Source organism: Pseudomonas cremoris (assembly GCF_014230465.1).
Genome location: NZ_JAAXCY010000002.1, coordinates 169,227 through 190,039 on the forward strand (window position 1 = coordinate 169,227; position 20,813 = coordinate 190,039).

The 20,813-nt window shown below is 61.1% G+C and carries 17 protein-coding genes and 2 pseudogenes; 4 read left to right on the forward strand and 15 right to left on the reverse strand.

All coding sequences use genetic code 11. The annotated features are described in order from the left end of the window. Window positions 1–108: 108 nt before the first annotated feature. Together HF257_RS04335 and HF257_RS04340 are read left to right on the forward strand one after the other, a co-directional pair. Window positions 109–1,134 carry an iron ABC transporter substrate-binding protein gene (locus HF257_RS04335; RefSeq protein ID WP_185705101.1) on the forward strand — a complete coding sequence of 342 codons (1,026 nt, stop codon included), beginning with the start codon at window positions 109–111 and terminating at the stop codon, window positions 1,132–1,134. Further along, window positions 1,134–2,699 (forward strand): ABC transporter permease, encoded by a 1,566-nt coding sequence (locus tag HF257_RS04340; RefSeq protein WP_185705099.1) that lies wholly within the window; start codon window positions 1,134–1,136, stop codon window positions 2,697–2,699. The genes HF257_RS04335 and HF257_RS04340 overlap by 1 nt, the downstream gene beginning before the upstream one ends. A gap of 110 nt (window positions 2,700–2,809) precedes the next feature. Here HF257_RS04340 and HF257_RS33510 read toward each other — a convergent pair. The 13 genes and pseudogenes from HF257_RS33510 to HF257_RS04400 all read right to left on the reverse strand — a co-directional run. Further along, window positions 2,810–3,325, reverse strand: a pseudogene (locus HF257_RS33510) (methyl-accepting chemotaxis protein); the annotation flags it as partial. A gap of 390 nt (window positions 3,326–3,715) precedes the next feature. Further along, window positions 3,716–4,771 (reverse strand): annotated as a pseudogene (locus HF257_RS33515) (methyl-accepting chemotaxis protein); the annotation flags it as partial. A 112-nt stretch (window positions 4,772–4,883) separates the two neighbouring features. Further along, the gene (locus HF257_RS04350) at window positions 4,884–6,173 is read right to left on the reverse strand and encodes an adenylosuccinate synthase (protein WP_010213605.1); all 1,290 of its coding nucleotides are present in this window, start codon (window positions 6,171–6,173) and stop codon (window positions 4,884–4,886) included. Window positions 6,174–6,227: 54 nt separating this feature from the next. Continuing rightward, the gene (locus HF257_RS04355) at window positions 6,228–7,415 is read right to left on the reverse strand and encodes an ATP phosphoribosyltransferase regulatory subunit (protein WP_185705095.1); all 1,188 of its coding nucleotides are present in this window, start codon (window positions 7,413–7,415) and stop codon (window positions 6,228–6,230) included. Window positions 7,416–7,708: 293 nt separating this feature from the next. Continuing rightward, window positions 7,709–8,575: a protease modulator HflC gene (hflC, locus tag HF257_RS04360; protein WP_065900122.1), complete on the reverse strand. Its 867-nt coding sequence runs from the start codon at window positions 8,573–8,575 to the stop codon at window positions 7,709–7,711. Continuing rightward, window positions 8,575–9,750: an FtsH protease activity modulator HflK gene (gene hflK, locus HF257_RS04365; protein ID WP_185705093.1), complete on the reverse strand. Its 1,176-nt coding sequence runs from the start codon at window positions 9,748–9,750 to the stop codon at window positions 8,575–8,577. Before hflK ends, hflC begins: the two co-directional genes overlap by 1 nt. A 96-nt stretch (window positions 9,751–9,846) precedes the next feature. Beyond that, window positions 9,847–11,148, reverse strand: coding sequence for a ribosome rescue GTPase HflX (gene hflX / locus HF257_RS04370; protein WP_185705091.1), 1,302 nt, complete (start codon window positions 11,146–11,148; stop codon window positions 9,847–9,849). 12 nt (window positions 11,149–11,160) lie between these two features. After that, complete coding sequence (hfq, locus tag HF257_RS04375; protein ID WP_071482778.1) at window positions 11,161–11,421, reverse strand: RNA chaperone Hfq; 261 nt, start codon at window positions 11,419–11,421, stop codon at window positions 11,161–11,163. 94 nt (window positions 11,422–11,515) lie between these two features. Then, on the reverse strand, window positions 11,516–12,487 hold the full coding sequence (gene miaA, locus HF257_RS04380; protein ID WP_185705089.1) for a tRNA (adenosine(37)-N6)-dimethylallyltransferase MiaA: 972 nt from the start codon (window positions 12,485–12,487) through the stop codon (window positions 11,516–11,518). Further along, entirely contained in the window at window positions 12,487–14,400 is a 1,914-nt protein-coding gene (gene mutL / locus HF257_RS04385) for a DNA mismatch repair endonuclease MutL (RefSeq protein ID WP_408635594.1), read from the reverse strand. Before mutL ends, miaA begins: the two co-directional genes overlap by 1 nt. Beyond that, the gene (locus HF257_RS04390) at window positions 14,400–15,821 is read right to left on the reverse strand and encodes an N-acetylmuramoyl-L-alanine amidase (RefSeq protein WP_185705087.1); all 1,422 of its coding nucleotides are present in this window, start codon (window positions 15,819–15,821) and stop codon (window positions 14,400–14,402) included. Before HF257_RS04390 ends, mutL begins: the two co-directional genes overlap by 1 nt. Before the next feature lie 15 nt (window positions 15,822–15,836). Beyond that, window positions 15,837–16,307 carry a tRNA (adenosine(37)-N6)-threonylcarbamoyltransferase complex ATPase subunit type 1 TsaE gene (gene tsaE, locus HF257_RS04395; RefSeq protein WP_185705085.1) on the reverse strand — a complete coding sequence of 157 codons (471 nt, stop codon included), beginning with the start codon at window positions 16,305–16,307 and terminating at the stop codon, window positions 15,837–15,839. Beyond that, entirely contained in the window at window positions 16,295–17,155 is an 861-nt protein-coding gene (locus HF257_RS04400; RefSeq protein ID WP_185705083.1) for an NAD(P)H-hydrate dehydratase, read from the reverse strand. Before HF257_RS04400 ends, tsaE begins: the two co-directional genes overlap by 13 nt. Before the next feature lie 63 nt (window positions 17,156–17,218). On the opposite strand from HF257_RS04400, the gene queG reads away from it, so the two are divergent. Continuing rightward, the gene (queG, locus tag HF257_RS04405; RefSeq protein WP_185705081.1) at window positions 17,219–18,283 is read left to right on the forward strand and encodes a tRNA epoxyqueuosine(34) reductase QueG; all 1,065 of its coding nucleotides are present in this window, start codon (window positions 17,219–17,221) and stop codon (window positions 18,281–18,283) included. Here the strand turns inward: queG and HF257_RS04410 are convergent. Together HF257_RS04410 and orn are read right to left on the reverse strand one after the other, a co-directional pair. Further along, entirely contained in the window at window positions 18,280–18,897 is a 618-nt protein-coding gene (locus tag HF257_RS04410) for a trimeric intracellular cation channel family protein (RefSeq protein WP_185705381.1), read from the reverse strand. The genes queG and HF257_RS04410 overlap by 4 nt on opposite strands. Window positions 18,898–19,089: 192 nt before the next feature. Further along, window positions 19,090–19,632 carry an oligoribonuclease gene (gene orn / locus HF257_RS04415; protein ID WP_185705079.1) on the reverse strand — a complete coding sequence of 181 codons (543 nt, stop codon included), beginning with the start codon at window positions 19,630–19,632 and terminating at the stop codon, window positions 19,090–19,092. Window positions 19,633–19,740: 108 nt separating this feature from the next. On the opposite strand from orn, the gene rsgA reads away from it, so the two are divergent. Then, window positions 19,741–20,772 (forward strand): small ribosomal subunit biogenesis GTPase RsgA, encoded by a 1,032-nt coding sequence (gene rsgA, locus HF257_RS04420; RefSeq protein WP_033898469.1) that lies wholly within the window; start codon window positions 19,741–19,743, stop codon window positions 20,770–20,772. Window positions 20,773–20,813: the final 41 nt, after the last annotated feature.

A 20,813-nucleotide genomic window follows, 5' to 3' on the forward strand; every position in this document is an offset into this window, starting at 1 on the left:
TTCCGGGGTTTAAAAACTTCCCCATCGATTTCCCCCTCGTCCGCACCTGAGAAACTTTATCGTTTATCCTTGCAATGATTTGTTGCACTCAAGTGAGGAAAACCCCGGATGATGATCCGCGATACCCGTCTCAAGACATCCCTTCTGCGTGGCTTGACCATCACCCTGCTCGGCCTGACCCTGCTCTCGCCCGCCGCTTATTCCGCCGACAAGATCTCCCTGACCTTGTACAACGGCCAACACAAAGAAGTCGGCGACGAACTCGCCAAGGCCTTCGAAGCCAAGACCGGCATCCACGTCAACGTACGTAAAGGCAGCAGCAACCAGCTCGCGAGCCAAGTCGTGGAAGAAGGCGACCGCTCCCCGGCCGATGTGATCTACACCGAAGAATCGCCGCCGCTGAACAAACTTGGCGAACAAGGCCTGCTGGCCAAGATTGACGCCAGCACCCTCGACGTACTGCCCAAGGATTATGTCGGCAGCAACGGCGACTGGATGGGCGTGACCGCCCGCACCCGCGTCGTAGCCTTCAACCCGAAATTGATCGCCGAGAAAGACCTGCCCAAGTCGGTACTCGATTTCGCCAACCCCGAGTGGCAAGGCAAGGTCGGCTTCGTGCCCACCAGCGGCGCGTTCCAGGAACAAGCCGTGGCGATCATCAAGCTGCACGGTCGCGAAGCTGCCGAAGAATGGCTAACCGGCCTGCGCGCATTCGGCAAGGTGTACAGCAACAACATGGTCGCCCTCAAAGCCGTCGAGAATGGTGAAGTGGCCACGGTGCTGGTGAACAACTACTACTGGTTCGCACTGAAGAAAGAAAAAACCAACCTGGACTCCCAGCTGCATTACTTCACCGACGGCGATGTCGGCGGCCTGATCACCGTGTCTTCGGCTGCCGCACTGAAATCCAGCAAGCACCCGAAAGAAGCCCAGCAACTGCTGGCGTTCATGGCCAGCGAAGAAGGCCAACGCGTGATCACCAATACCTCAGCTGAATACCCACTGCGCAAAGGCATGGAATCGAATCGAGGCCTCAAGCCATTCAGCGAGCTGCAACCACCGAAAGTCACCCCCGCCGACCTGGGCAACGCCGAAGAAGCCCTGGACCTGGAACGTGACGTTGGCTTGAACTGATGAACCCATCGCTACCCGCCCCCGCCCTGCGCGGGGGTTTCAGCCCGAGGCGCAAACGGCCTTCGATCTGGCTGCTGCTTCCCGTCCTTTTCCTGGTGGGCTTGAGCCTGCTGCCGTTGGCGTATGTCGCCACTAAAGCCTGGCAAGCGGGCTGGGCCGAAGCGGTGCACCTGCTATGGCGGCCTTACGTGTTCGGGCTGCTGCGCAACACGTTGGCGTTGATGGTCGGCGTAACGGTGGCGTGCGGCGTGATCGGCCTGTCGCTGGCCTGGCTGCTGGAACGCAGCAACCTGCCGGGACGACGCATTTGGGGCGTGATCCTGTGCCTGCCGTTTGCGGTGCCTGCGTTCGTAAGTAGCTTTACCTGGGTCTCGCTGAGCGCCAATTTCGAAGGGCTCGGCGGGGCGATCCTGGTGATGACCCTGTCCAAATACCCCTTAGTGTTTTTGCCAGTGGCAGCAACCCTGCGCAATCTCGACCCCTCCCTTGAAGAGTCGGCCCGCACGCTGGGCCTGAATCGTTGGGGTGTTTTTTTCCGCATCACCTTGCCGCTTTTATGGCCGTCGCTGCTGGCCGGGGCATTGCTGATCGCACTGCATATGCTGGTGGAATTCGGCGCACTGTCGATCATCGGCCTGCAGACGTTTACCACGGCGATCTATCAACAATTCGAACTGGAGTTCAGCAACGCGAATGCCGCGATGCTTTCGGCGGTGCTGCTGGTGATGTGCTTGACCCTGTTATGGCTGGAGCTGCGCGCACGCGGCAAAGGTCGACACGTACGCATCGGCCAGGGCGCGGCGCGGCATGCCGAGCAGGTTCGCCTGGGCAAGTGGACCCCGCTCGGCCAGGCGTATTGCCTGGTGTTGGCGATCATCGGCAGCGGGATTCCGCTGGGGATGCTCGGCTACTGGCTGGCAGTGGGCTCGTCGGCAGCATTCCCGGTGGCCGAGATTGGTGAGGCGCTGCTGTCTTCCCTGGCGCTGTCCTTGGGCGGCGCAGCACTGTGCCTGGTACTGGCGGTGCCAGTCGGGCTGCTGGTCGTGCGCTACAAGGGCCAGCTGGCGATCTGGGCCGAACGCCTGCCTTACCTGCTGCACGCCCTGCCCGGCCTGGTGATTGCGCTGACCTTGGTGTATTTCGCCCTGCACTACGTACCAGCGCTGTACCAGACCTCCGCTTTGTTGCTGATCGCTTATGCATTGCTGTTTTTGCCGCTGGCCCAGGCGCCGATCCGCACGGCGCTGAACAAGGCGGCACCGCAGCTGGAAGAGGCTGCGCGCACGCTGGGCGCGTCGTCTTTCAGCGCGTTTTGCCGGGTCACGTTGCCGATTATCTTCCCGGCATTGGGGGCGGCGTTTGCGCTGGTGTTCCTGGATGCGATGAAGGAGTTGACGGCGACGTTGCTGCTCAGCCCGACGGGGTTGAATACCTTGGCGACGGCCGTGTGGGCGCACACCTCGAATGTGGAGTTCGCGGCGGCCGCGCCTTATGCGGCGTTGTTGATTTTGGTGTCGGGGTTGCCGGTGTATCTGCTTACGACTCGGATGTATCTGAGCCGCTGAGACCGTCTTCGCGAGCAAGCCCGCTCCCACATTTTGACTGCATTCCATAGTTGGAACTCGGTCAAAATGTGGGAGCGGGCTTGCTCGCGAAGGGGCCGGCACAAACGACGCTAAGCCCTAAACTGCCCCAAGCTCGCCTTCAACTGCGCCGCCAACCCGTCCAGCACTTTGCCACTGGCGGTCGTCTCCACCACTGCCTGCGCTGCACGCTCGGCCTGTGCATGGATCACCTCGACCCGGCCACGCACCGCATGCGCGCCTTGCGCTTGATGCTCGGCAGCGCGAGTCGCCAAACCAATCGCCGCGTGCACCTGCTCAACCGAGGCCTGCACCGTCTGCTGCAAGCGCACGCTGTCGCGCAGCACCAGCAAACCTTCATTGGCCTGGCGCCCGGCCTTGCCAATGGTTTCCACGGCTTCACGCGCGCCCTGCTGCAACGCCACGATATGCGCCTGGATATCACCGGTGGAGCTTTGGGTTTTGCTGGCCAGGGCGCGCACCTCATCCGCCACCACCGCAAAACCACGCCCGGTCTCACCTGCGCGTGCCGCCTCGATAGCGGCGTTCAGCGCGAGCAAGTTGGTTTGCTCGGCAATGCCGTGGATGACCGTCAGCACCACCTCAATCTGCTCGCTTTGCTGGGCCAACCGCTCGATGACCTTGGATCCCGCCTGCACCTGCCCCGCCAACGCCTCGATCAAGCCACCGACTTCCGCCGAGGTGCGCGAGTTCTCATCCGTGGCCTGGCGAATATCCACCACCTGCTGTAACGCTGCCTGCATGGCATGACTTTCGGCCTGAGCCTCATCGGCCATCTGCGATAACGCACGCAAGCTCTCTGCAACCTCGTCGCGCTGCAAGCCTGCCGCCGCATCCGCGCCGGCGTTGCGCAAGGTCATCGCGCCGATTTCCACGCCAGTGCGCTGGGCCACATCGCCCGCCTCACGCACGATGGGCTGCAACTTATCCACAAAGCGATTGACCGCCGAGGCCATGTCGCCGATTTCGTCCTTGCTGTTGATCTGCACGCGCTTGGTGAGGTCGCCCTCGCCCGCTGCCAGGTCATCCATGGCTGCAATCAGCAACTTCAGGCGATTGACCACGCGGCGCCCCAGCACGATGGCGATCAGCAGCAATACGCCAAACCCGACGACAGCGAGCCCCATGCCGATACGCCAGCGCAGCGTGCCGGCGGCTTCCTGTACGGCGCCGGTGGTATTGGCGGTCATCTGGGTCGCTGTCGCTTGGGCCGACTGCAGGCGCGCGCCCATGGCCGTCGCGCTGTCTGCGGCGGCGCCCTTGAGGCTGTCGCCGACCAACTGATCACTGCTGGCGATGAGTGCCGCAAAACGCTTGTCCAACTCGACCAGGTCGGCCTCTACCGAGGCCGTCGACACCCCCATGATCACTTTGCCGATTTCCACGCCATTGGGGCTGATGGACGCTTCGACGTAGTACACCGACGGATCGCTCTTGGCCGCGCTCAAGACTTTGTCCAGGGCGCGGTCGCCCTGGCCTTTTTCCAACAGGGCCTTGTTGATCGGATTTTCGCGGTTCAGGTAGCGGGTCAAATGCTCGCCCGCCGCATCGTCATAGACCACGAACAACACATTGGGATTGCGCTGCGCGCGCCGGGCAAACTCCGACAGAGTCGGCACATCGCTGTCCCACATGGCACGCGGCGCCACTGAAGCCAGCAGTTGAGCCATGTCATTGGCGGAGTCTTTCAGGTCTTTTTCCAGGGTTGCACGCAGCTGCTTCTGCTCGTCCTGCAAACGGGCCGAAAGCCCCGCCGTCAAACGCTGACGGGTGCTGGTGGAAAGACTATCCAGGCTCGACGTGACTTCCTTGCCCGCTTGCGCCAACTCGCCAGACAGCCTCTGGCTATCAACGCCCAGGCGATTGCCCAAATCAGCCTCCAGTGCAGTCACTGTGCTCCGCGTCAGAGCGACCGCAACCAACACCTGCACCAAAAGGGCGATACCTAGGGTAACGAACACCGGCCGCAACAGACGGCTTTGTAACAATGAGAGAACGGCAGACATCGGGAATCCCTCCACCACGGGTGCCATTAATTTGATAGCACCGCGAAAGAGAGAACCCAAGCAAGGGGCGTGCCGCTTGGCAAGCGAAAACGACAAAGGGCTCCCGAAGGAGCCCTTTGCTTTTTACATCAACAGCTTATTAAGCGAACGGGTGACGCAAGACGATGGTTTCGTTGCGGTCCGGACCTGTCGAAATAATGTCGATCGGCGCGCCGATCAGTTCTTCAACACGCTTGATGTAGGCACGAGCGTTAGCTGGCAGTTCTTCCAGGGTCTTGGCACCCACGGTCGATTCAGTCCAGCCCGGCACTTCTTCGTACACAGGCTGTAGGCCTACGTAGCTGTCCGCGTCAGTCGGAGCGACGTCCTTACCTTCTGCATCTTTGTAGCCGATGCAGATATTGATGGTTTCCAGGCCGTCGAGTACGTCCAGCTTGGTCAGGCAGATGCCCGAGATGCTGTTCACATCGATAGCGCGACGCAGGATAACGGCGTCAAACCAGCCGCAACGACGCGCACGGCCGGTGGTTGCACCGAACTCGTGACCTTGCTTGGCCAGGTGAGCACCCACTTCGTCGAACAGTTCAGTCGGGAATGGACCCGAACCTACACGAGTGGTGTAGGCCTTGGTGATGCCCAGGATGTAGTCCAGGAACATCGGGCCAACGCCCGAACCCGTTGCAACGCCGCCAGCGGTGGTGTTGGAGCTGGTCACGTACGGGTAGGTACCGTGGTCGATGTCCAGCAGGGAGCCTTGGGCGCCTTCGAACATGATGTCCTTGCCAGCGCGACGCAGGTCGTGCAGCTCGGCCGTCACGTCCAGCATCAACGGCTTGAGCAGCTCAGCGTATTCCTTGCACTCGGCCAGGGTCTTTTCGAACTCGATGGCCGGCTCTTTGTAGTAACCCACCAGCATGAAGTTGTGGTAATCCACCAGCTCACGCAGCTTGTCTTCAAAGCGCGGCATGTTGAGCAGGTCGCCCACACGCAGGCCACGACGTGCAACCTTGTCTTCGTAGGCCGGGCCGATACCGCGACCGGTGGTGCCGATCTTCAGCTCGCCACGGGCCTTTTCACGAGCCTGGTCCAGCGCAACGTGGAAGGACAGGATCAGCGGGCAGGACGGGCTGATACGCAGGCGCTCACGCACCGGTACGCCTTTCTCTTCCAGCTTGGTGATCTCGCGCAGCAGGGCGTCAGGTGCGACCACCACGCCGTTGCCGATCAGGCACTGCACGCCTTCGCGCAGTACGCCCGACGGGATCAGGTGCAAGACGGTTTTTTCGCCATCGATGACCAGGGTGTGGCCAGCGTTGTGGCCACCTTGGTAGCGCACTACGGCAGCGGCATGTTCGGTCAGCAGATCAACGATCTTGCCTTTGCCCTCATCACCCCATTGGGTGCCCAGGACTACGACATTCTTACCCATAACACTTGTCCTCATTCGCGCAAACTTGGTGCCGGCGATGGCCGGCAGGAAAACTCAAGAAGCCAGTGGCGATACTTGCCAAAGCCCGTTCTGCAGAATCAATTGCTGGTCGCAGTCCGCTTCACGGGCGGCGGCCAATGGCTGTCCAGGCAAGGCCTGGACGACACGCTGACCCTCACTGCGCAACTGGCAAACCTGCTGCCAGAGTGCTGCGTCCGTACTGTCGGGCATCCAGATGCCACCAGACGGCAGCTCGACCTCAGCACGCCCCAGGGTCACCAGGGTTTTCAAATCGGTGGAAAAACCGGTGGCCGGACGCGCACGACCGAAGTCGGCGCCGATGTCGTCGTAACGACCACCTTGGGCGATGGCTTGGCCAACACCCGGCACAAACACGGCGAACACCACACCCGTGTGGTAGTGGTACCCGCGCAATTCACCCAGGTCAAAATACAGCGGCAACTGCGGGAAACGCGCCGACAACTGCTCGGCAATCGCCAGCACGTCGTCCAATGCAGCCAGAACCGGGGCCGGTGCATTCGCCAGGCGCTCACGCGCAGCCACCAGCACTTCACGGCCGCCGCACAGGTTCACCAGCGCACGCAGCATGCCGGCGAGATCCGCAGGCACGCCTTCGGTCAGGGCGATGACTTCGTCGATGGCCTTACGCTGCAGGGCATCGAACAACTGTTGCTCCACTTCTCCGGACAAACCAGCCGCACGGGCCAGGCCGCGGTAGATACCCACGTGGCCCAGGTCCATGTGCACATCCGGCACATCAGCCAATTGCAGCATGGCCAGCATCAAGCTGATCACTTCAACGTCACTGCTCGGGCTGGCATCGCCGTACAACTCGGCGCCCAACTGGATCGGGCTACGGGAAGACGACAACGCGCGCGGCTGTGCATGCAGCACGCTGCCGGCGTAGCAAAGGCGGCTCGGGCCTTCGCGACGCAAGGTGTGCGCATCGATGCGCGCCACTTGCGGCGTGATGTCAGCACGGAAACCCATTTGCCGGCCCGATTGCGGGTCGATGACCTTGAAGGTGCGCAGATCCAGGTCCTGGCCCGCGCCGGTCAGCAGGGATTCCAGGTACTCGATATGGGGGGTCACGACAAACTCGTAACCCCAGCTCTGGAACAGATCCAACACCTGGCGGCGCGCTACTTCAATGCGCGCAGCTTCTGGTGGCAGTACTTCTTCGATGCCATCTGGCAGCAGCCAGCGGTCTACCGTTGCCATTACGCCATTCCCCTTTGATCCGGGCGGCCAGCCCTCGGCCGAGCCTTGAGTGAAGCAGAAAATGCCCGCCCCCTGCATAAACCACGCGCAAGAGCGACGTGACGAACGGCCTGCTAGCGGCCTCGTCGGGCACTTTCCTCGAAAAACCTGTCACGCCTGCCGAATCAAACATGCAGACGCAAAAAAGCCGGGAATTTCCCGGCTGCCGCATCATACACCCGTTTTCTGAAAGGATCACCCCGCCAGGCGTTTTAGCCGCCCGACGGAGTGCGTCCTACAGAGTCACAGGCTGGTTACTTGGACTTTTCCAGGTAGCGGAAGAAGTCGCTGCTTGGGTCCAGCACCATGACGTCGGTTTTGTTCGCGAAGCTTTCACGGTAGGCACGCAGGCTACGGTAGAACGCGTAGAACTCCTGGTCCTGGCCATAAGCCTTGGCGTAGATCGCCGCAGCCTGGGCATCACCATCACCACGGGCCTCTTCAGACTCGCGATAGGCTTCTGCCAGCAGTACACGACGCTGACGGTCGGCATCCGCACGGATACCTTCAGCCAACTCGTTACCCTTGGCGCGGTGCTCACGGGCCTCACGTTCACGCTCGGTGCTCATACGTTCGAACACGCTGCGGTTCACTTCCTTCGGCAGGTCGATGGCCTTGACCCGAACATCGATCACTTCGATGCCCAGCTCTTTTTCTGCCATGGCGTTCAATGAACGCGTGATGTCAGCCATCAGCGCGTCACGCTCGCCAGAGACCACCTCGTGCAGGGTGCGCTTACCAAACTGGTCGCGCAGACCCGATTCCAGACGGCGCGACAAACGCTCGTCGGCAATCTGCTTGAGGCCGGAGGTCGCGGTGTAGAAGCGCTCGGCATCCTTGACGCGCCACTTGGCGTAGGCGTCAACCATCACGGCTTTCTTTTCCAGGGTCAGGAAGCGTTGTGTCGGTGCATCCAGGGTCATCAGGCGGCCATCGAACTTGCGCACCTGGTTGACGTAGGGGACTTTCACATGCAAACCCGGCTGGACATCCGCCTGGACCACACGACCGAATTGCAGCAACACCGCGCGCTCGGTCTGAGACACGATGTAGAAGCAGTTCCAGGCAGCGATGACCACGACGACACCCACAATCAGGGCTGTCAGCGATTTATTGCTCATCAACGACTCTCCCTGGTACGTGTTTGCTGTTGCAGCAAGTCAGCGGCCGCACGTGCGCTCGCTTCATTGGCAGCGGCATTCGAACTGGTCGACGGCGCACTGGTGCTGCTACGACCACCTTCGATCATCTTGTCCAGCGGCAGGTACAGCAGGTTGTTCTGCCCACCTTTGCTGCCGGTCACGAGAACCTTGCTGGTGTTGCTGAAGACTTCCTGCATGGTGTCCAGGTACAGACGCTCACGGGTAACTTCAGGTGCCTTGCGGTACTCGGCAACCAGTTTGGTAAAGCGGTCCGCCTCACCCTTGGCGCGGGAGACCACTTCGTCACGATAACCGTTGGCATCCTCAAGGATACGCTGGGCCTGACCACGAGCTTCCGGCACAACACCGTTGGCGTAGGTTTCAGCCTGGTTACGCGAACGCTGCTCGTCTTCACGGGCGCGGATCACGTCATCGAAGGCTTCCTGTACTTCGCGCGGTGCAGCTGCGCTCTGTACGTTGACCTGGGTCACGGTGATACCGGTGCGATAAGTGTCGAGGAACCGTTGCAGGCGCTCCTTGATCTCGCTGGCCATCAACTCACGACCTTCGGTCAGCACCTGGTCCATGGCGGTAGAACCCACCACGTGGCGCAAGGCGCTTTCGGTTGCGTGTTGCAGGCTGATTTCCGGCTGATCAACATTCAGCACGAAGTCCTGCAGGTTGCTGATCTTGTACTGCACGGTCAGCGGCACTTCGACGATGTTCTCGTCTTCGGTCAGCATCTGGCCCTGCTTGGTGTAGGCACGCTCACGCGTGACGTTTTCCATGTACTTCTTGTCGATCGGCGGGAAGTAGATATTCAGGCCCGGGCCGACAGTCTCGTAGTACTTGCCGAAGCGCAGCACCACGGCTTGCTCCTGCTCGTCCACCACGTATACGGCGCTGTACAGCCAGACCGCCGCCAGTACCACAAGACCAAGACCCAGCAGGCCGTAGCCGCCGCCCTTGCTTGTGCGACCGCCGTCGTCACCACCACGTTTTTTTCCACCACCGAACAACCCATTCAGGCTTTCCTGCAGCTTTCGGAAGGCCTCGTCGAGATCTGGTGGCCCCTTGCGGTCGCCATTATTGCGGCGTTTACCACCCCAAGGATCCTGATTATTCGAGTTGCCACCCGGCTCATTCCAAGCCATAGCGCTCTCCATCTGATAAAGCAAAGACGCACCCACGGCGCGCCGACCAATGCTACAGAATGCCTGCTACTGCGGCACAACCGCTTTCGGAGGCTTTTATTGCAAAGTGTGTTGTTCGATGAACTCTGTCGGTACAACGCCTTCACGGCTAACCAGCCGATTCAGCTCCGAGCGCGGCAATCGAACGGCCAGCAAGCTGACACCTTCTTCGTCATGTTCTTCTTTCTGTACCGCGCCTAACTCGAAAAACTGTGCACGCAGTCGAGCAAAACGCTGGGGCAAGCGCAAGGTGCCGACGAACAAATCGCTGCCAAGCAACTCGGCAATGGCTTGTTCAAGCAGCTCCAAACCACTGCCATCACGCGCCGACAACCAAACCCGCTGGGGCTTGCCGTTCTCGTCACGCTGGATTTGTGGCTCAACGCCTTCAAGCAAATCGAGTTTGTTATAGACCTCAAGGATCGGCAAGTCCTGGGCACCAATCTCGCCCAACACCAACATCACCTGCTCAATCTGCAACATGCGATCCGGTTCGGCCGCATCGATCACGTGCAACAGCAAGTCGGAATTGCTCGACTCTTCGAGCGTAGACCGAAATGCCTCGACCAGCTTGTGCGGCAAGTGACGAATGAAGCCCACGGTGTCCGCCAGGACTATCGGCCCCAGATCGGCCAGGTCCAGGCGGCGCAAGGTCGGGTCGAGGGTGGCGAACAGTTGGTCGGCCGCGTACACGTCGGACTTGGTCACGTTGTTGAACAGCGTGGATTTGCCGGCGTTGGTATAGCCCACCAGAGACACGGTCGGGATATCCGCACGGGAACGGCCACGTCGCGATTGCTCGCGCTGGCTGCGGACTTTTTCCAGGCGGCCCTTGATCTGGCGCAGGCGAACCCGCAGCAGGCGCCGGTCGGTTTCGAGCTGGGTTTCACCCGGACCACGCATGCCGATACCGCCACCCTGACGCTCAAGGTGAGTCCAGCCGCGGACCAGCCGGGTGCTCATGTGGTCAAGCTGGGCCAGTTCGACCTGGAGCTTGCCTTCATGGGTACGGGCGCGCTGGGCGAAAATATCGAGAATCAGGCCGGTACGGTCGATCACGCGACACTCGAAAACACGTTCGAGGTTACGTTCCTGACTGGGCGTGAGGATGTGATTGAAGATCACCAGATCGGCTTCTTCGGCGTGGACCAGGTCGCGAAGCTCCTCGACCTTGCCGCTGCCAATCAGGAATTTGGCGGTTGGCCGATGACGCGGTACGTTAAAAAACGCAACGGTCTCGGCGCCGGCCGAATTTGCCAACTCCTGAAACTCCTGCGGATCTTCGCGCGCCTCAGGGTCCTGTCCATCCAAGTGAACGAGGATTACCCGCTCACCACCACCGTGGCGCTCAAAGAACAAAGGAGACTCCTATCAGGCGTTACCTGGCTCAGCGTCACCCACTTCGTCACCGGCTGCGCTAGGCAGGCGAATCGGACGAACTGGAACCACTGTCGAGATAGCGTGCTTGTAAACCATCTGGCTGACGGTGTTTTTCAGCAGGATCACGAACTGGTCGAACGACTCGATCGTGCCTTGCAGCTTGATACCGTTGACCAGGTAGATGGAAACCCCCACTTTCTCTTTACGTAAAGTATTCAAGTAAGGGTCTTGTAGCGAATGCCCTTTTGACATGTGCCGCACTCCTTTAAGGATCAATAATAAAAAATCGGAAAATAGATAGCTTATGACCGTCACACCCCCAAGGATAGACGGCAATTGCAAGGACTCAGCTCAATATGGAGACCGTTCCCAAGTATTTCAAGGCGCGTGACAGATTGTCGCTGTCCAGGCTGTCCAACCAGTGCAAATCGCTCCAGCTGCGCAGCCAGGTGAACTGGCGCTTCGCCAATTGGCGCGTGGCGATGATGCCGCGCTCCTGCATCTCGGCTGACGACAGCTTGCCATCCAGATGATCCCAGACTTGGCGATAGCCTACAGCACGTATCGAAGGCAACCCTGGGTGCAGGTCACCTCTGGAACGCAGTGCTACGACCTCGTCCACGAACCCCTGTTCCAACATAATTGTGAATCTTTGTGCAATTCGGTCATGCAGCACCTGGCGATTTGCCGGGGCAATGGCCAGATTCGCCACAGTATAGGGCAATTGTGACTGTCCAGATGCGCCTGCGTCGGCACTTTGCGCAGTTTGTTTCAGCCTATGTTCAGTCATCGTCTGGCCACTTACACGCCAGACTTCCAACGCGCGCGTGAGGCGCTGGGGGTCATTGGGATGAATTCGCGCAGCCGACACCGGGTCCACGGCGGCCAACTGGTCGTGCAGGGCTTGCCAGCCAAGGCGCGCAGCCTCTTCTTCAAGCTCGGCACGTACCTGTGCATCGGCTGGCGGCATGTCCGCCAGACCTTCCTGCAAAGCCTTGTAGTAGAGCATCGTACCGCCCACCAGCAGCGGAATATTGCCGCGTGCGGTGATCTCGGCCATGGCGGCCAAGGCATCGGTACGGAAATCGGCCGCCGAATAGCTCTCGGACGGGTCGATGATATCGATCAGCTTGTGCGGATACTGCGCCAACAACGCTTTGGAAGGCTTGGCCGTACCAATATCCATGCCCCGGTAAACCAGGGCAGAATCGACACTGATCAGCTCGCACGGCAGCACCTTGGTCAGCTCGATGGCCAGGTCGGTCTTGCCAGCGGCCGTAGGGCCCATCAAGAAAATCGCGGGGGGCAAGGCACTCATCAGCGACCGCGCAAGAACAGTTTGTCCAGATCGTCCAGGCCCATCTGGGTCCAGGTCGGCCGGCCATGGTTGCATTGACCGCTGCGTTCGGTGTTCTCCATGTCGCGTAGCAGGCCGTTCATTTCTGGCAAGGCCAGCCGGCGATTGGCGCGGATTGCACCGTGGCAGGCCATGGTGCCGAGCAGCTCGTTGATATGGGCCTGGACGCGGTCACTGGTGCCGTACTCCATCAGGTCGGCCAGTACGTCGGCAACGAGCCGGTTGGCCTCGGCCTGCTTGAGCAGCGCGGGAATCTGGCGGATGGCCAGGGTTTCCGGGCCCAGGCGCTGCAATTCAAAGCCAAGGCTCTGGAATACGCCGGCATGCTCTTCGGCGCAATCGGCTTCACGCTGGCTGACCGCCAGGGATTCGGGCACCAGCAGCGGCTGGCCGCTGAGACCTTCGCTGGCCATAGCGATCTTGAGTCGCTCGTACATAATCCGCTCGTGGGCGGCGTGCATATCTACCAGCACCAGGCCGTGGGCGTTTTCGGCCAGGATGTAGATACCCTTGAGCTGCGCCAGCGCATAGCCCAGCGGCGGAATATCACCGCCGCCTTCCGGCAACGCCACCGCACCAGGCTCGGCACCCGGCAGCGGCGCGAAAAACTCGCGATAGGCCGCCTGGGCCTCCGCCACCGGAACCGCCGATTGCGGACGCGGCGTGTATTGATACTGGTAGCCGGCCCCCGAACCCGAACCCGGTGCTGTATACGCAGGCTGTGGCTGCGGCGACTGCAACAGGTTGCCCGCCAGGCTCATCTCGCCCTGAGGCCCGAACTCGCCAGCCTCCGGGCCGCTTGGCCGCACCACTGCCGTCACAATCGGCGCAGACAGCTGGTCATCAGGGCGCACATCGCCCAAGGCGCGGTGCAAGGTGCCGTAGAGGAAGTCGTGCACCATGCGCCCATCACGGAAGCGCACTTCGTGCTTGGTCGGGTGCACATTGACGTCGACCACCGACGGGTCAACCTCGAAAAACAGCACAAACGTGGGATGACGACCGTTGAACAGCACATCGCGATACGCCTGGCGTACCGCGTGCGCCACCAGTTTGTCGCGCACCGCACGGCCATTCACAAAGAAGTACTGCAAGTCCGCCTGGCTGCGGGAGAAGGTCGGCAAACCAACCCAACCCCATAAACGCAGGCCATTGCGCTCGATTTCGATCGGCAGCGCCTGCTCCAGGAAACCCGAGCCACAGATAGCCGAGACACGGCGCGCGCGCGCGGCATCATCATGGGCTTCGTGCAGGCTGAGGATGGTCTTGCCGTTGTGACGCAGATGAAACGCCACGTCAAAACGCGCCAAGGCCAGGCGCTTGATGACTTCTTGCAGGTGATCGAATTCGGTTTTTTCAGCCTTGAGGAATTTGCGCCGCGCCGGGGTGTTGAAGAACAGGTCGCGCACTTCCACCGAAGTGCCCACCGGGTGGGCGGCCGGCTGGACCCGAGGCGCCATATCGCGGCCTTCGGTTTCCACTTGCCAGGCCTGTTCGGCGCTGCGGGTGCGCGAGGTAAGAGTCAGGCGTGCCACGGAGCTGATGGAGGCCAGGGCCTCACCGCGAAAACCGAGGCTCATTACCCGCTCAAGGTCTTCCAGGTCGCGAATCTTGCTGGTGGCGTGACGGGCCAAGGCCAGCGGCAGATCATCGGAGGAGATGCCGCTGCCGTCGTCACGCACCCGCAGCAGCTTGACGCCGCCCTGCTCCACATCCACGTCAATGCGCTTGGCGCCGGAGTCGATGCTGTTTTCCAGCAACTCCTTGATCACCGATGCCGGGCGCTCAACCACCTCGCCTGCAGCGATCTGGTTGGCAAGGCGCGGGCTGAGCAGCTCAATGCGCGAGCCGTTGTTCAATACGGATTCGCTCATTACTGCGCCGCCAGTTCAGTGCCAGGGATGGTCAGCACCTGACCCACTTTCAACTCATCGGTTTTCAAGTTGTTGGCGCTGCGCAAGGTAGCCGCCGAGACCTGGAAACGCACCGCCAGCATGGCCAGTGTGTCGCCGGGCTGCACGCGATGGTCACGCGGGCCCTGGGCAATCTTGCCGGAGTCGCGCAGCCAGGCGATATACGTGCCTGGCGGTGGGTTCTGCTGGAAGAACTGCCGGACACCGGCGCTGATGGAGCGCGCCAGGGCCTGCTGGTGGCTGGCACTGGCCAGCTTGGACGCTTCGTTGGCGTTGGAAATAAACCCGGTTTCCACCAGGATCGACGGGATGTCCGGCGACTTCAACACCATGAACCCGGCCTGTTCCACACGCTGCTTGTGCAGCGAGGTCACGCGACCGATATTGCTCAGGACCTTCTGGCCCACGTTGAGGCTGGAGGTCAGCGAAGCAGTCATCGACAGGTCGAGCAGTACGCCAGCCAGCATCTTGTCCTTGTCATCCAACGATACGTTGCCGGCCCCGCCGATCAAGTCTGAACGGTTTTCGCTGTCGGCCAACCAACGAGCGGTCTCGGAGGTAGCACCGCGATCCGACAGGGCAAACACCGAGGCACCAAATGCAGCGGTGGACGGTGCCGCGTCGGCGTGGATCGAGACGAACAGGTCGGCGCCCTTCTTCCGGGCGATTTCGGTACGGCCGCGCAACGGGATGAAGTAGTCACCGGTACGCGTCAGCTCGGCGCGATAGCCTTTCATGGCGTTGACCTGGCGTTGCAGCTCACGGGCAATCGCCAGCACCACGTCTTTTTCGTGCTGGCCACGGGAGCCGGAGGCGCCTGGGTCTTCACCGCCGTGGCCGGCGTCGATCACCACGATAATGTCGCGCTTGCCTGCCGGAGCTGGTGGCGGCGGAGGCAATTTGACCTGCGGCTGCGATGGGTTGACCGGCACCGCTGGCACCGTCGCGACGCTCGGGGGCGGTGCTGGCGGCGGGTTGGCATCGGCGGCGTTGTCGAACAGATCGACCACCAGGCGGTTGCCGTACTGGGCGTTCGGCGCCAGCACAAAGCTTTTCGGGGTCACGGTCTTTTTCAGGTCGATCACGACGCGCAGGTCGGTCGGCGTACGTTGGGCCGAGCGCATGGCGGTAATCGGCGTGTTAGCGGTGGACACTTTGAGCGGCGCGGCCAGGGTCGCACCGTTGATGTCGATCACCAGGCGATCAGGCGCCGTCAGGGTAAAGACACTGTGCTGGACCGGGCCAGACAGGTCGAACACCAGTCGCGTGTTATCCGGCGCTCGCCACAGGCGAACACTCTTCACCTGTGAAGCAGCCAGAGCATTGACAGTCATTGCCGCAAGCAACACCCCTACGACAGCAACCAACGCGCGAAAGCGCATACCTAACCCCACCAATTATTTGAATTCCAATGCCAAAGCGGCGCACCACGACTGGCCTCGCGCGCCCTGGGGCAACAACTTCAGCTGACGTCCTGATTCATGCGGCGTAATGGTAATGGTCAGGTCCGGCTTTGGCAAAAAGCCTGTGCCTTTATCTGGCCACTCGATCAGGCACAACGCATCTTCATCGAAGTAATCACGGATGCCCATGTACTCCAGCTCTTCGGGGTCTACCAAGCGATAGAGATCGAAGTGAAAGGCGCGAACGTCGCCAATCTCGTAGGGCTCTACCAGGGTGAACGTCGGGCTTTTTACCGCGCCTGAGTGGCCCAATCCGCGAATGATTCCCCGGGACAACGTGGTCTTGCCCGCCCCCAGGTCACCTTCGAGAAAGATCAGCCCCGTTCCGGCCGTGACCTGAGCGATGCGATGACCGAACGCCACCATGGCCTCTTCATCGGCCAGGAATAGGATTACTTCAGGCACGGCGACTGCTCCTCCAATAATTGACGAATGGCAGGTATCAGGTCACTGGCCGCCAGCCCGCGACCAAAGGTGCCCTGGCGATCCCCGGCGGTGGCGTGCAACCACACGGCCAGACAGCTGGCCTCGTAAGCCGGCATGCCTTGGGCCAGCAAGGCACCCACCAGGCCGGCCAGGACATCCCCCAGACCTGCCGTTGCCATCGCCGGATGACCTTGGTCGCATCGCGAAACACGCCCGTCCGGGCTGGCGATCAAACTGCCAGCACCCTTGAGGATAGCCACTGCATTGAATTTCTGGCTGAGCGCGCGCGCAACCTTAAGGCGATCGGCCTGAACTTCGGCTGTCGAGATGCCCATCAAACGGGCGGCTTCGCCTGGATGCGGCGTAATCACCGAGTTGGCCGGCAGGCTGATACCGCCCTTGGCCAGTTGATTCAGCGCGTCGGCATCCCACACTTGCGGCTGCCCGGCGTTGGCGGCGGCGGATAACAGGCTTTTGCCCCAGGAGGCCTCACCGAGCCCTGGGCCGATGACAATCACCGAGATTTTTTCGAGCAACCCCATTAACTGGTTGGCCGAGCTCACGCCCACGGTCATGACCTCTGGCAAACGGGCCAGCGCAGCGGGCACATGCTCAGCTCGCGTCGCCAGGGAAACCATGCCGGCCCCACTGCGCAAGGCGCTCTCGGCGCTCAGCAGCGCGGCGCCGCCAAAGCCGCGATCACCGCCGATGACCAATAGGTGGCCGAACTGGCCTTTGTGAGCGTCTGGGGAACGGGCAACCAGCTGCGGCAGATGGCCGTGCAACAACGGTTGAACGTCGGGAATTTCGTGTTTTGTGTGCGGCATGCGTCTTCAAGCTCCGATGTCTGGCAGAATTATACGCATCTAACCTGTGGTTTCCCGTGTCTCATGCCTGCTATTACGTCCGATCTGCCCGCCCTCGCCCAATCGATCAAAGACTGGGGTCGCGAACTGGGTTTTCAACAAGTCGGCATCAGCGGCCTGGACCTGGCTGAGCATGAACAGCACCTGCAACGCTGGCTCGACGCGGGCTACCACGGCGAGATGGAATACATGGGCGCCCACGGCAGCAAACGTTCGCACCCGGATGAACTGGTGCCAGGCACCTTGCGCGTGGTCTCGCTGCGCATGGACTACCTGCCGGGTGACACGCAAATGGCCCAGTTGCTGGCCAAGCCGGAGAAGGCCTACATCTCGCGCTACGCCCTGGGCCGCGACTATCACAAACTGATCCGCAAGCGCGTGCAGCAACTGGCCGACCGCATCCAGGCACAGATCGGCCCATTCGGCTTTCGCGCGTTTGTCGACAGTGCACCGGTGCTGGAAAAAGCCATCGCCGAACAGGCCGGCCTGGGTTGGATCGGCAAAAATACCCTGGTGCTCAATCGCAAGGCTGGCAGCTATTTCTTTTTGAGTGAGCTGTTTGTCGACTTGCCACTGCCGGTGGACGCCCCCCACAGCACCGAACACTGCGGCCGCTGCACCGCGTGCCTGGACATCTGCCCCACCAATGCCTTCGTCGGCCCTTATGTGCTGGACGCCCGGCGCTGCATTTCGTACCTGACCATCGAACTCAAGAGCGCGATCCCGGAAGACTTGCGCCCACTCATCGGCAACCGCGTATTCGGCTGCGATGACTGTCAGATCGTGTGCCCGTGGAATCGTTTCGCTCGCGCTACCGCCGAAAGCGATTTCAAGCCACGGCACAACCTGGACAACGCCGAGCTGGCCGAGCTGTTCATGTGGGACGAAGATAAATTCCTCAGCAGCACCGAAGGCTCGCCCCTGCGTCGCGCCGGTTATGAGCGCTGGCTGCGCAACCTGGCGGTCGGCCTGGGCAACGCGCCGTCAAGCATACCCGTGCTGGAAGCCTTGAAGGCGCGCAGGGATTACCCTTCTGAACTGGTACGCGAACACGTCGAGTGGGCACTGAACCAGCACGCCACGCGCTAGTGCACGTCGTCGCTGTAGACAAACTTGGGCATTTCCCAGTGAAAGCGGATCGCCAGCAAACGCAATAGAAAGCCGCTGAACAGGGTCAGCAGAATCGATTGCTCACTGGGCAATTCGAGGTAGAGACACAGCATGTAGAACCAGGCGGCGAGGAACGACACGCTGGCGTAGAGCTCACGGCGGAAGATCAGCGGAATATCGTTGCAGAAGATATCCCGCAGGATGCCGCCAAACACCCCAGTGATCACCCCACTGACCGAGGCCACCAGCATGCCGTGGCCCATCTCTAGCGCGGTCATGCAGCCGATCAGGGTGAATGCCACCAGTCCCACGGCATCGAGCGCCAGGAACAGCGAGCGCAAGCGGCGCATCAACGGGGCAATAAAGATCGTCACCAGCGCCGCGATAGAGGTCAACACCAGGTATTCCGGGTGTTTGACCCAGGTCAACGGGTAGTGCCCCAGCAGTACATCGCGCACCGAACCGCCGCCCAGTGCCGTCACGCAGGCAATCAGCACTACGCCAAACCAGTCCATGCCGCGCCGCCCAGCAGACAGCGCGCCCGTCATGGCTTCGGCGGTGATGGCGATGAGGTAGAGCATCAACAGCATGATGGCGATCCTTGCGATTAGGCCGGCAGTCTAATCATTTGGTGAGGGCACCAAAAGGGGGCGCTAGGCGAAAGACCGAGTAGCGCCCTTCGCGAGCAAGCCCGCTCCCACACTTGACCGCGTTTATCCTGGCGAAACGTGGTCAAGTGTGGGAGCGGGCTTGCTCGCGAAGGCGTAAGGCCAGGCGCCGCTCAATCAAGCCTTGATGAAGTGCTTGCGGTAATGCTGCAACTCGGCGATCGACTCACGAATATCATCCAGCGCCAAATGCGTGCTGCCTTTATGGAAGCTGTCTTTGATTTCCGGCGCCCAACGCGCAGCCAACTCCTTGAGCGTGGACACATCCAGGTTGCGGTAGTGGAAGTAGCTTTCCAGCCCCTTCATATGGGTATAGAGGAAGCGGCGATCCTGGCAGATGCTGTTACCACAGATCGGCGACTTGCCCTTTGGCACCCATTTTTCCAGGAAAGCGATGGTTTCGGCCTCGGCCTCGGCCATGCTGATACGGCTGTCGCGCACGCGCTGGGTCAGGCCGGAATTACCGTGGGTGCGGGTGTTCCACTCATCCATGGTGGCGAGCACGGCGTCGTTGTGGTGGATCGCGATCACTGGACCTTCGGCCAAGGTATTGAGGTTGCTGTCGGTGACAATCGTGGCCATCTCAATGATGACGTCGGTGTCAGGGTTCAGACCGGTCATTTCCAGATCGATCCAAATCAGGTTCTGTGGGTTTTGCATGGTTTGATTCTCTTGGCACCTTGGCGTAGCTGCGCAGTTTAGCAGGCAGGGGCGTGCTAGACTCGCGACCGTTTTACCTAACCTTTGCATTATCGACACGGAACACCAATGGCCAAACGCCAGCTCAATCGTCGCCAAAACTGGCGCATCGAAAAGATTCAGGGTGAACGCGCCGCTCGCGCCGCCAAACGTGAATCCTCCGCCGTGGAAGCGCTTGAAGGCGGCGACCTGGGGCCTGAACAAACGGGCCTGGTAATCGCGCACTTTGGCGTGCAGGTTGAAGTCGAGGCGCTGGAAGGCGAACTCGCAGGCCAGGTGTTCCGCTGCCACCTACGTGCCAACCTGCCGGCGCTGGTCACCGGCGACCAAGTGGTATGGCGTGCCGGCAACCAAGGCATCGGCGTGATCGTCGCCCAGCTACCGCGCACCACCGAACTGCGCCGCCCGGACAGCCGGGGCCAGCTCAAGCCAGTGGCGGCCAACGTCGACATGATCGTGATCGTGTTCGCGCCGCTGCCCGAGCCTCATGCCAACCTGATCGACCGCTACCTGGTGGCAGCCGAACATGCTGGCATTCGCCCGTTGTTGCTGCTGAACAAATTCGACCTGATCGACGAGCAGAACGCCCCGGCGCTCAACGCGTTGCTGGCGGTGTATCGCACCTTGGGTTATCCGGTGCTGGAAGTGTCGGCCCATCACGGTAATGGCATGGAACAACTGCAACAGCAGTTGGACGGACGCATCAGCGTATTTGTCGGCCAGTCCGGCGTGGGCAAGTCCTCGCTGGTCAACAGCCTGCTACCGGAAGTCGAAACCCGCGTGGGCCCACTGTCGGAACTGTCCGGCCAGGGCACCCACACCACCACCACCGCGCGGCTGTTCCACTTCCCCGGCGGCGGCGAGCTGATCGACTCCCCGGGCATTCGTGAATTCGGCCTCGGCCACGTCAGCCGCAGCGATGTGGAAGCGGGCTTTATCGAGTTCAACGACCTGATCGGCACCTGCCGTTTCCGCGACTGCAAACACGACCGCGAGCCGGGTTGTGCATTGCTCAAGGCCTTGGAAGATGGGCGCGTGCAGCAGCAACGGATGAACAGCTATCGGTCGATTATTGCGAGCTTGCCAGAGAGCAGTTACTGAGCCTTGTGGCGAGGGAGCAAGCTCCCTCGCCACAAAAAGCT